The 1,112-nt window shown below is 56.0% G+C and carries 1 protein-coding gene; it reads left to right on the top strand.

Annotated features, from left to right (window positions below):
• The first annotated feature begins 100 nt into the window (after nucleotides 1-100).
• Nucleotides 101-1,039, top strand: coding sequence for an AEC family transporter (locus CHY22_RS09825; protein WP_089573699.1), 939 nt, complete (start codon nucleotides 101-103; stop codon nucleotides 1,037-1,039).
• Nucleotides 1,040-1,112: the final 73 nt, after the last annotated feature.

Raw genomic sequence — 1,112 nt, 5'->3', positions numbered from 1 at the left:
GGCGCCTGCTTTGTTTTGAGAAGTTCGCGAAGCCCACTTTTCAAAACAAAGCAGGCGCCCCGGCCCTCGTGGAATATCGTGGAATAGATAAGGGGGTAGCATGAGCTTTACGGGTGTGGCGCTTCAGATGTTGACGGTTTCGCTGCCTATTTTGTTGGGGTGGTGTATCGCCAAGCTGGGGTTTATGAAAGCGGAGTTCGAGCGCGAGCTGTCGCATCTGCTGTTGCAGGTGGCGCTACCGTGCTTGGTGCTTTCGTCAGCGCTGGGCGATGATGTGAAGCTTCCGAGCATTGCCGAGACGTTTTCGCTCATGGGTCTGTCCTTTGTGATGTATGTGGTGGCGACCGTTATCGCGTTTGCTGTCACCGCTGCTCTTCGCGTTCCCAAAGGGACAGAATGCTCGTATCGCTTCGCCGTGCTTTTCGGTAATGCCGGGTTTATCGGTTTTCCGGTTATTTCGGCGGTGTTGGGAAAACAAGCGCTGTTGTATGCATCGATTGCGCTTATCCCCCTAAACCTTCTTATGTTTACCGTCGGTGCCATGTTATTTAGCGGAATGGATGGCGGCCTTAAAAAGCAGATGCGCAATATTGCCGCCTGCTGCAAGAGTCCTGGTCTCATTGCAAGTGCTGTTGTGCTTGGGATTGTGCTCACCGGATGGACCGATTGGGGCGTGTTGGGCGACTCGATTTCCATCGTTGGCACCATGACCACTCCGGCGGCATTGTTGCTCATGGGGTCGTCTATCGCCAAGTACCGCCCGCTCGAGATGCTCACCAACTGGCGTGCCTATGTTGCCGTGGCATTTCGCCTGGTTGTCGTGCCGATGGCATGTCTTGCCGTCGCGCGCTTGTGGCCCGGCATGACGCCCATGTTTATTGCGACGTTTGTGCTCGATATGGCAATGCCGGTGGGCAGCAACGGTACGCTGTACTGCCTTCAATACGGTAAGGATGCACGTCCCATGATGCAGTGCACGTTTTTGTCGATCATCTGCTCCATTCTGACTATCCCACTCGTAGCCACGCTGTGTGGGTAGGCATTCGGGACGGTCTCGCACTGGGGCCTTGCCCGGCGGGGCGGCCTTGTTCCGGGAAGTGGGCTTCGCGAAC

Source organism: Collinsella sp. TF06-26 (assembly GCF_002232035.1).
Taxonomy (GTDB): domain Bacteria; phylum Actinomycetota; class Coriobacteriia; order Coriobacteriales; family Coriobacteriaceae; genus Collinsella.
Note: the sequence above shows the minus strand (reverse complement) of the source record. Positions and strands in the feature narration are given on the sequence as shown.

What these genes read in the sequence shown, in the direction of transcription:
- CHY22_RS09825 (WP_089573699.1), top strand. Translation starts at nt 101, where the DNA reads ATGAGCTTTACGGGTGTGGCGCTTCAGATGTTGACGGTTTCGCTGCCT.